Source organism: Streptomyces asoensis, assembly GCF_016860545.1.
GTDB classification, from domain to species: Bacteria; Actinomycetota; Actinomycetes; order Streptomycetales; family Streptomycetaceae; genus Streptomyces; species Streptomyces asoensis.
In genome coordinates this window covers 1-9072 of the sequence record NZ_BNEB01000004.1, presented here as the reverse complement: position 1 = coordinate 9072, position 9072 = coordinate 1, and the positions used below count along the sequence as shown (strand labels likewise).

At 71.0% G+C, this 9072-nt stretch carries 15 protein-coding genes and 1 pseudogene; 12 read left to right on the top strand and 4 right to left on the bottom strand.

The genetic code is table 11. The annotated features are described in order from the left end of the window. Nucleotides 1-253: 253 nt before the first annotated feature. Genes Saso_RS23300 through Saso_RS23270 form a run of 7 tightly spaced genes read left to right on the top strand, consistent with a single transcriptional unit; the run spans nt 254 to nt 3839 of the window. Nucleotides 254-736 carry a hypothetical protein gene (locus tag Saso_RS23300; RefSeq protein ID WP_203833545.1) on the top strand — a complete coding sequence of 161 codons (483 nt, stop codon included), beginning with the start codon at nt 254-256 and terminating at the stop codon, nt 734-736. A 41-nt stretch (nt 737-777) separates the two neighbouring features. After that, nucleotides 778-1317, top strand: coding sequence for a peptidoglycan recognition protein family protein (locus Saso_RS23295; protein WP_230426623.1), 540 nt, complete (start codon nt 778-780; stop codon nt 1315-1317). Beyond that, nucleotides 1302-1685: a hypothetical protein gene (locus tag Saso_RS23290; RefSeq protein ID WP_203833546.1), complete on the top strand. Its 384-nt coding sequence runs from the start codon at nt 1302-1304 to the stop codon at nt 1683-1685. The genes Saso_RS23295 and Saso_RS23290 overlap by 16 nt, the downstream gene beginning before the upstream one ends. Before the next feature lie 36 nt (nt 1686-1721). Next, entirely contained in the window at nt 1722-1988 is a 267-nt protein-coding gene (locus Saso_RS23285) for a hypothetical protein (protein WP_189917974.1), read from the top strand. Further along, the gene (locus Saso_RS23280; RefSeq protein ID WP_189917976.1) at nt 1988-2419 is read left to right on the top strand and encodes a hypothetical protein; all 432 of its coding nucleotides are present in this window, start codon (nt 1988-1990) and stop codon (nt 2417-2419) included. The genes Saso_RS23285 and Saso_RS23280 overlap by 1 nt, the downstream gene beginning before the upstream one ends. After that, nucleotides 2416-2796 (top strand): hypothetical protein, encoded by a 381-nt coding sequence (locus Saso_RS23275; protein WP_189917978.1) that lies wholly within the window; start codon nt 2416-2418, stop codon nt 2794-2796. The genes Saso_RS23280 and Saso_RS23275 overlap by 4 nt, the downstream gene beginning before the upstream one ends. A 2-nt stretch (nt 2797-2798) precedes the next feature. Further along, on the top strand, nt 2799-3839 hold the full coding sequence (locus Saso_RS23270; protein WP_189917980.1) for a hypothetical protein: 1041 nt from the start codon (nt 2799-2801) through the stop codon (nt 3837-3839). Nucleotide 3840: 1 nt separating this feature from the next. On the opposite strand, the gene Saso_RS23265 is transcribed toward Saso_RS23270, so the two are convergent. Then, nucleotides 3841-4083 carry a GntR family transcriptional regulator gene (locus Saso_RS23265; protein WP_189917982.1) on the bottom strand — a complete coding sequence of 81 codons (243 nt, stop codon included), beginning with the start codon at nt 4081-4083 and terminating at the stop codon, nt 3841-3843. Nucleotides 4084-4242: 159 nt separating this feature from the next. Between Saso_RS23265 and Saso_RS23260 the strand changes: the two genes are divergently transcribed. After that, nucleotides 4243-4602 carry a hypothetical protein gene (locus Saso_RS23260; RefSeq protein ID WP_189918588.1) on the top strand — a complete coding sequence of 120 codons (360 nt, stop codon included), beginning with the start codon at nt 4243-4245 and terminating at the stop codon, nt 4600-4602. 240 nt (nt 4603-4842) lie between these two features. Here the strand turns inward: Saso_RS23260 and Saso_RS23255 are convergent, their stop codons facing one another. Continuing rightward, on the bottom strand, nt 4843-5079 hold the full coding sequence (locus tag Saso_RS23255; protein ID WP_189917984.1) for a helix-turn-helix domain-containing protein: 237 nt from the start codon (nt 5077-5079) through the stop codon (nt 4843-4845). A gap of 465 nt (nt 5080-5544) precedes the next feature. On the opposite strand from Saso_RS23255, the gene Saso_RS23250 reads away from it, so the two are divergent. Then, nucleotides 5545-6498, top strand: coding sequence for a tyrosine-type recombinase/integrase (locus Saso_RS23250; protein WP_229901015.1), 954 nt, complete (start codon nt 5545-5547; stop codon nt 6496-6498). 14 nt (nt 6499-6512) lie between these two features. Here Saso_RS23250 and Saso_RS23245 read toward each other — a convergent pair whose 3' ends face one another. Both Saso_RS23245 and Saso_RS23240 read right to left on the bottom strand, forming a co-directional pair. After that, nucleotides 6513-6731, bottom strand: coding sequence for a hypothetical protein (locus Saso_RS23245; RefSeq protein WP_189917872.1), 219 nt, complete (start codon nt 6729-6731; stop codon nt 6513-6515). Between the two features lie 160 nt (nt 6732-6891). Next, nucleotides 6892-7293, bottom strand: a complete 402-nt coding sequence (locus tag Saso_RS23240; protein WP_189917874.1) for a hypothetical protein — start codon at nt 7291-7293, stop codon at nt 6892-6894. Between the two features lie 536 nt (nt 7294-7829). On the opposite strand from Saso_RS23240, the gene Saso_RS23235 reads away from it, so the two are divergent. The 3 genes and pseudogenes from Saso_RS23235 to Saso_RS23230 all read left to right on the top strand — a co-directional run. Then, nucleotides 7830-8126 (top strand): hypothetical protein, encoded by a 297-nt coding sequence (locus Saso_RS23235; RefSeq protein WP_229901017.1) that lies wholly within the window; start codon nt 7830-7832, stop codon nt 8124-8126. Between the two features lie 93 nt (nt 8127-8219). Beyond that, nucleotides 8220-8507, top strand: a pseudogene (locus tag Saso_RS39250) (DUF6197 family protein); the annotation flags it as partial. A 145-nt stretch (nt 8508-8652) separates the two neighbouring features. Further along, the coding region (locus Saso_RS23230) for a hypothetical protein (protein ID WP_203833544.1) at nt 8653-9072 on the top strand (420 nt) is incomplete at its 3' end.

Genomic DNA, 9072 nt, shown 5'->3' with positions numbered 1-9072 from the left:
AGACGCAGGTGCAGGGCCTGACCAACGCCGACTTGGATGCGCAGGCCGGCGCGCAGGCGCAGCCCACCTTTGAGGTCCAGCGCGGACACCGACCCCGAGTTCGGCTCGTACTCCGTCGGGGACCAGGCGCTGTTCGTCATCGACCCGAGCCGCTGTCCCCGGCGGGCCGGTCGGCGGTGCTGCGGATCGTCGGCATCGAGAACACCGCGGCGTCCGGGCCCGAGCGGGTCCGGCTGACCTGTGTGGGGGCGTGATGCCGAGGATCGTCCGGACGCCGGACCTGAGGCAGCGGGTGGCGCAGCTGGAGTCGCAGGTGGCTGCGCTGCGCCGTGCGGGGTGGGAGCGGGATGAGCTGCCGTTCTACCCGACGTCGCTGCACACGATGCCGTACGAGGACTCCACCTCGTTCATCACGCTGTGGGAGGCCATCCTCAGCCCCCGCACGGCGACGCTCAGCATCGGCATGGTGTTCATCGGCGACCAGGTGTCGGCCGTGAACACGGGCGGGTCCTGGCAAATCCTCCTCGACGGGGCCACGGTCGCCGCGTCCGGTTCCGTGCCGGCGCTCTTCTCCTACGTGTTCCCCACGGCCGTCATCGACCTGACTCCGTATCGGGCGTCGGCCTCGCTGAAGGTCCAGATCCAGGTACGCCGCACGGCGGGCGCCACGACCGGCGGGAAATTCGGCGGCGGCGGCTCGATCGGCGGCGCCCCCACCTACGCGCGACTCCTCTGAAAGGGCACCACCATGAGACTTGTACGACGCGCCGAGTTCGGATGGCTGGCGTCGGAGGCCCCGCTCCAGGCCACGACCCGCGGGTGAAGGTCCACTACGAGGGGACCGCGGTGTCGACGCGGCTGCTCTCCGACCATGCGGCGTGCGTCGCCGAGTGGAAGGCGATACGGGCCAGCCACCTGGCGAACAAGGTGGAGAACTACTCCGACGTCGCCTACAACTACGCGGCCTGCCCGCACGGGTTCCTGCTGGAGGGCCGCGGCGTCGGCCGGCGCACGGGCGCCAACGGCAACCAGGACCTGAACCGCGCGCACTACGCGATCGTCGGCCTGGTCGGCAGCGAGGGACTGACCGAGCCGACGGACGCCATGCTCTCGGCGATCCGCGACGGGATCGAGCTGCTGCGCGAGCACGGCGCCGGGACCGAGATCAAGGGTCACCGCGACGGCTACGCGACCAGCTGCCCCGGCGGCCCCCTGTACGCGTGGGTGCAGAAGGCGCGCCGCGTCCGGCCGCCGCGCCCACGACCACCCCGACCCCGACACCCCCTGTCCAGGAGGACGACATGCCCGCCCCGATGATGCTGAACGAAGCGAACCCGGCCGACGTGGACCTGCCCTCGGGTGAGTGGGTGGGCCTGGCGTTCGCGGACCCGGTGGTCCACTCCGGGCCGCGCGTGCACGACACCCTCGTGCACGTCACCCTCGCCGACGACACCCCGGCGGACGCCGTGGTGGAGGGCCGGTTCTACCTGACGGACACCTCGGGCGGCAGCCCGTCGGCGTACCAGACCGTCACCCGCCGCGGTGGTGGCGGGCACCAATTCGTGCTGTCGGGCACCGTCCCGGCGGGCAAGCACCTGCGCTTCCAGCTGCGCGTGAAGACGTCGGACGGCGCCTCGGTGGCGCTGCTGCACCGCACCGCGTCCGGCCCGTACTGGGCCGTCTGACCCACCCCCCCCGACCCATCCACGGAAGGACACACCATGTCGCAGATCGACCTGCCCCAGGCAGAGACCGTCATCAAGACGGCCAAGACCTACGCCAGAGACCTGGCCGAGCGCACCCTCTCCACGGCCGTGGTCGCGGCCGGCGGTGTCGCCATCGCGGCCGGGCCCGCCGACATGTTCCACGCCAGCTTCTGGGAGACCATGGCCGCGGCCGGGATCGCCGCCGGCGGAACCGTGCTGAAGGGGATGCTGGCGCGGGCGTTCGGTACGAAGAACTCGGCGTCGCTCGTCAAGGGCGTCTGATGCGCGCGGCGGTCCGGCGGCTCCGCAAGCAGCTGGGCCGCCGCGGCATGGCCCTCGTACTTCTCGGCTCGGCCAAGGTGGCGTTCGGCCTGGGCTACGCCCTCCAGCCGGACCCCCGCCCCGTCGGGCTGGGGCTGCTGACGAGGTTCGCGGACATCCGCTGCTGGTCCTCGGTGTGGATCCTCTGCGGGATCATCACCTTCGGCTGCGCGTGGCTGCGGGTGGGACGGGACGGGCTCGGCTTCATCGCCGCGATCTTCCCGCCGTTCATCTGGGGGACGGCGTTCCTGTGGGGCGCCGTGACGGGGGAGTATCCGCGGGGCCTGGCCATCGCAGCGTGGTACGCGATCGGGCACGTGGGGCTGATCATGTGGCTGGCGACGGTGCCTGAGTACTCCGTCCCCCACCCTGCACGAAGGGCACGAAGATGAGCGGAGCGTGGGGGGTTGCGGCCGGGGTCGTCGGGTCGATACTCGGCGCCGTCGCGCTGCTGGGTGCGGGGCTGTTCGCGGCCCGCGCGACGAAGGCGGCGGCGCTGACGACGGCCGAGGCGCAGCGCGCGGCGGCCGAGGCCGCGGCCGAGCCCGCGCAGCGGCAGGCCGACCTGACCGCGTTCCGGGAGATCCGCGACGAGATGAAGGCGAAGATCGAGCGGCAGGACCGGCGGATCGACGGGCTGTCCAGTCTGGTGCTGGCCTACTCGTGGACGGTGGACCGGCTGATGAACCGCATGCGGGACCGGGGTGTGACTCCGGAGCCCGAGGACATTCACGACCGCGTGCGCGAGCACATGCACACAGGAGCCTGACCATGTCGTTCCCGCCCGGAGTGCAGACCGTCACCCTGACCGGACACCAGACGTTGGCCGACGGCGAGGGGCGTCCGCTGCCGGTGCGGATCCGGCCTGTGCCGGGGCGCGTCGTCGGCGCGGACTGGGGCGTCGTCGTCGAGGGGGACCCCGTCGTCGTCACCCCCAACGACGCAGGCCAGTGGTCCAAGACGCTGGTCGCGACCGACGCGGAGGGGTTCACGCCGACGGGGTGGACGTACCGCGTCGAGACGGGCCGCGACGCCCTGTACCTGTCGCTGCCCGCGTCGCTCGGCGAGGTCGACCTCGCCGAGCTGGTCCCGGCCGGGGCCGACGACGGCGAGTACGTGCTCGTGCCCGGCCCGCCGGGACCGCCCGGCGCGGAGGGACCCGAGGGACCGGCCGGCGCAACCGGCGCGGCGGGGCCCGCAGGTGCGACCGGGGCGACCGGCCCGAAGGGCGACACAGGCGCGACCGGATCGCAGCCGCCGCTTGGCGCCGCCGGGACCGGGCCCACCGTGGCACTGCGCTCCGACGACCCCACCACCACGAACGCACGCACACCGACCGCACACGCCGCGAGCCACGGATCCGCCGGCGGGGACCCGGTGACGGTCGCTCAGTCTCAGGTGACCGGGCTCGCTGCCGCGCTCGCTGCGCTGCTGCCGCTGGCGGGCGGCACCATGTCCGGCACGGTCACGAACAACGTGGCCAGTGGCGCCACGCCTGCGTTCGGCGGCGGCGTCTCGGGCGACACCTTCGACCGGTGGCGCCTGCTGGCCAACGGCACGCTCGAGGCGGGCCCCGGGAGCGGAGCCCGGGACACGAACCTGCGTCGGTCCGCGGCCAACGAGTGGACGACCGATGACGCGCTGATCGTGGCGCTGATGTTCCGCCACATGGGCACCACGCTGGGGTTCTTCGGCGCGGCAGCGGTGGCCAAGCCGACGGTGACCGGGTCGCGCGGTGGGAACGCGGCGCTCGGTTCGCTGATCTCCGCTCTGGCCAGCCTCGGCCTGATCACCGACGGCACCAGCGCCTGAGCTACGCGGGCGGCCGGGGCAGCTCGGTCACGAAAGTGCCGACGCCGGGTTGCATCTGCGCGAGCCCGGCCGCGCGCAGTTCGGTGAGCACCCGCCGTGCCGTCATCTGCGCGATCCCGAACTCGGCCTGGATCCCGAGCACGCCCGGCAGCTGCTCGCCCGGGGCGTACGTGCCGTCCGTGATCCGGGCCTCGATCACGTCGTACACCTGCCGCCACCGCGGTACGTCCGGCTGCCACTCCATGATCTCGACGCTAGGCACTCTCAGCTCACTCAGCGAGACGAGATAGCTACGATCGCCTGGCGGGCCTAGCTAGCTAGGTCTACGCTGCGAGGACGGTAAAGCCCCGCAGCCGCGCGAACGGCCCGGGGCAGGTCAACCTCCCGCTGAGAGCAGGTCGACATGGCACACGATACGGGCATGGGCCCGACGCCCGGCACCCCTGTGACCGTCAGCATCGTGACGGTCCTCCCCGTTCCCCGGCAGTCCGGCTTGGAGCCCGAGCAGGTACGCGGCGCCACGTGCGTCTGGTGCCGCAAGCAGCTGACGGCCGACGCGGTGGACCTCGGCCGCCGGCAGGGCAGCTATGCCGGGGTCTACGGCCCCTGGTATCCGCGGGCCTGCGACGGCTGCACTCAGCGCGAGGCGGATCGAGTCCTGAAGTTGCATGTCACCACGTGCACGCGCTGCTCGCCGCCCCTCCCGCGGTACTGCCCGGACGGCACGGCGCTGCGGGCGCTCGCGATGGGGGACGAGGCCTGATGCCAAAGAGCGCAGCAGAGCGTGCAGCTGAGGCGGCTCGGTCGGCGGGCCGTGCGGGCGGGTACTGCTGGGTGGAGAACGCCACCGGCCCCGGACACTGCACGCTCCGCCCGGGGCACACGGGTAGGCACAGAGACTTTTACCGGGACCGCGACTTCGACTAGGCCACCGGCCCCCGCTCGCGCCGACGCGGGGGCCGGTCCGGGCGGCCGCCCTGCGCCCCCGTCGTGGGGCGGCCGCTCACTGCACCAGGACGACGAGAGGCACCCCGATGGCCGCGGCTAACCGGATCAGCGTGTCGACGGTGGGTGACTGCTGGCCCTGCTCGATCCGCACGACGGAGGGACGGTCGACACCGGACCGGATCGAGACCTGTTCCTGGGTGAGGTTGGCGTGCAGCCGCTCGGCACGGAGACGTTCGCCGATGGCCCGGCGCTGGGTCAGCACCCAGTCGGGCGGGGGCGAGGCAGACGGCACCCGCCCACGTTCCCCGGTTCATGATCGTCTGTCTGTGGTCGTAGTCCTACATTGTTTGATCTTCGAGGGGTGGTGGGTATCGATGCGGAGCACCCCCTCAGTGACGCCGGCCGCGGTGACACTCTGCACGAGGTCGCCCGCTCAGATAGCGGACCCGCGTGTCGGCTGGCCGCCCCGGTCCTACAGTGGGCCGGGGCGGTCCCTCGTCCGGGGCGTCTGTTCTCGGTCGAAGGGGCCAGAGAATGGGCCAAGCGCCTTGCATTAATGTGGTGCAGCGCGACCAGGGAAAACCGCAGGTTAGTACAGAGCTGAGTGCTCAACACCTTCTAAGCGCTTGGCCGCAGGTTCGAGTCCTGCCGGGGGCGCAAACAACCTCTGACCAGCAAGAATAGGTCGGGGGCTTTTTCATGTCCTGATCGCACAGTGCATATGGACCAAGCGCCTTCACCTGACTACCGTCGGGGCATGAGCGACCGCACCCCGTACGACATCGGCCCGCTGGCCTCGTCCTGGGCCCGCTCCCTGCGAGCCCGCAACCTCTCGGCCAACACCCAACGGATCTACGCCCGCGCCGCGAACGACCTCCGCGCGTTCCTCCTCGCCTACGAACCGGAGGACGACGGCCGGCCGGCTCCGACTGAGCTGGAGGGCGAGCACGGCGTCCACCGCGAGCATCTGGAGGTACACCTCACCCGGCTGCGGGAGCGCACCAGCGCGGGGAATGCGCACCAGCACTTCCGCTCGCTGAAGACGTTCTTCAACTGGCTGGTCGACGAGGAGGAGATGGACCGGTCCCCCATGCGCACGATGAAGGCGCCCGCGCTGCCCGAGGTGGAGGTGCCCGTCATCCCCGAGGACGCGCTGAAGCGGCTGCTGGCCACCTGCAAGGGCACCAGCTTCCAGCAGCGGCGGGATACCGCGCTGCTGATGATGTTCCTCGACACGGGGGGCCGTTTGGCCGAAGTCACGGAGCGCATGCAGGTCGCGCTGGACCTGGACCTGATGGTCCTGCACGTGCAGGGCAAGGGCGGCCGCGCGCGGCCGTTGCCGTTCGGCCGGTCGACGGCGGTGGCGATGGACCGCTACCTGCGGGCGCTGGGCAAGCATCTCGGCCGGCCGGTCGAGCCGGGCGACGCGCTGTGGTTCGGCGTGAAGTCGAAGGCCCCGCTGACGATCTGGGGCGTGGGGACGATGATCGAGCGTCGGTGCAAGGAGGCTGGCATCCCGCACATCCACCCGCACCAGTTCCGGCACACGTTCGCGCACCTGTGGAAAGTGAACGGCGGCAACGAGGATGCGCTGATGCGGATCATGGGGTGGCGGTCCCGGCAGATGCTGTCGCGGTACGGCGCGTCCGCAGGCGAGGAGCGGGCGCGGCAGCAACACCGGGACCTCAGCCCTGGCGATCGCCTGAAGTGATGCGTGGGGCGGGGCTAGTGCCCCGCCTCGCCGTCGTCGTCGGGACCCTGCCGCCGCGTCCAGCGCCGTTCGTCCACGCTCTCCTGGAACAGTTCGGTGAGACTCGCGGTGATCTCCTCGGGCGGTCGGCTGAAGTCGATCGCCAGCCGAAATTCGGTCCGGCTGTCCCTGAGCGCGGCAGAGGCTCGGCCCCCGAGATCTGCGGCATAGACGTGCACCTGCGGTACTTCCACTCGACCCCCATTCCCGGGCGTGCGAGGGCAGCAGCATTCGCACGCGCGTTCGACCTGCACGAGGTTCGATCACTGTACGCGCCGCACTTGCAATCAGACAGTCACCTGATTGGCTGAAGTTAAACCATCTGTTGCATGGAAAGCGGCAGGCCAGGCGCGGTTACTGCGCGTCAGGCTCACCCTCAGGGTTGTCCAGAACCACCCTTGCAGCGGCCAACTCCTCGGATGATGCACCGACTTCGTGCGCCACACGCACCACGGCGTCGTCGGCGCCCGGGTCCGTGTCGAACGGGTCGGTCACCTCGATTCCGATGTACTGGCGGATAGCAGCCACACGGACCCGGCCGAGGTCGACGCCGATGCCGGCCGCGATGGCGCGCAGAACCTCGGGCGTGACCTTGATCTGGTGGCCGCGGGCGACGTTCTCCGCGGTGGACTTGCTGATGCGCCGGCCGGTGAGCGGGTCGACGGCCTGCTCCTCGAACGCTCGGAACGTCAGGCGGCGTCCCCGGCCTACGTGCTCCTGCACCAGGCGCGTGAGCGCGTCCTCATGATCCGGCATTCGCCCTCTCCCTTACCAACTGTCCACGTTGTCGCTGTGGTCTCAACGAAACGTCCCAGGCTGAATGCTGTTAGGCAACCCTCAGCGTGTGGACACCTATTGTCCACGGCGGTGGACAGCGGACGCCACCGGTCCCCCCTTCTTTGGCCGACTCCTTGCTGAAGACGTGGACACTCCGTTGTCCAGAAAGCTGGACAAGCTCTGTACTAAGTGCCATGCTTCTCGTGTCCAGAAAAGTGGACGCGAACGGAGAACCGTGGACTACCGCTACCGACTGCACTCCGGTGACCTGCTGAGACGTCTCATGGACGACCACTCGGCAGACGAACCGGGAAGCACCCGCGAACTGGCCGAAGCTGTCGGACTGAGCAAGAGCAAGGTGGACGCCCTCGTCCACGAGACTCGGCCAACCGTCAGCCGCGCCGAGGCGCGACGAGTAGCGCAGGCATACAGCCTCCCCCCACGCGCTCTTTTCCACCCCGTGTCCATGTCCATGAACATGGACAGTGACCCGCTCACACGTAAGGAGGCCTCCAGTGCCGACGGATATGAACCCGCAGGAGCGCTCGCTCCGGGCCCGTCTCGCCGCGCACACCAGCTGGGCGAACACGCTCGACCCGGCGAGCAGGACGGCGAAAGCGCGAGCCGCGGCCGCCGGCCGGTTTGAGAAGCAGGCCCGCGAGCTGCACCCGGGTGCGACGGACGAGCAGATCGCCCGAGCGGCCGAGCACCTGAAGCGGGCTCACGCGCAGCGAATGGCGCTCGCCTCGGCGAAGGCGCGCCGCGCGAAGAAGGCCGCCGCCGAGCTGGTGCCGGCGCAGCGCTCCGCCTGATCCACCCCTGAACGCGCCGAAGGGCCGCCCGCTTGTCCGGCTCGGCGACCCCACGACCGGCGCCCCCACCAACCAGAGAAAGAAGAGGCCCCGATGGGCACATCATCTCAGACCCGCAGCAGGGTGGTCTCGCTGCATCTGTCGCCGCTGGCGCGGCCGACGAACCTTCCGCAGACGTACCGGGTTGCGGCCCGGATCCTCTCGGCGAACGGCCTGTACCAGGGCGGCGACTACGTCCCGGACGCCTTCGACCGGGAGATGTGCGTCCCGCACTTCCTGCGGCCTATGTCGATCGTGGCGGCGCTGAAGTGCGCGACGACCGGTGACCCGCACCTGACGTCGCTGCTCGCGGACCAGGCGATCGCCACGCTGGCGCTGCGCCTGGAGGTCGACGGGAGGGCCCGGCGTACGGCGGGATCTTCGACCTGGAGGCGCACGTGGACGCGTGGGGCGACGAGGAGTCGCGGACCACGGAGTCGGCGGTGGCGGTGCTGGAGGCTGCGGCGGACCGGTGCGAGGTGGCGGCATGAGCGCGCCGACGACGCACGACCCGCTGGTCGTGAACACGAAGGACGGCGCGGTCTGGCAGCGGCGCGCGGTGACGGCGGACGGGCGGGGCCTGTACGCGGTGGCCGGGGCGTGCTCGTGCCCGGAGTACCTGATGGCGACGCTGGCCGAGCTGGCGGAGCACGGCATTGCCGGGTCGGCGTACGCGCTGCCGGTGCCGGTGGGGTCGGTGCGCTCGCCGCTGGAGCAGGCGCTGGACGAGTTGGCCGGCGTGAGCCTGTCCCTGTGGGAGGAGGAGCAGGACACGGCGCGGCTGCGGCTGGCGCTCGCCTCGGCGCAGCGTGGCCGACGTGAGTTGCGGGCCCGCGTGGCTGCGCTGCTTGCGGAGCGGCACGAGACGAACGAGGCGTTGTCCGACGTCACCGTCGCGATCCGCGAG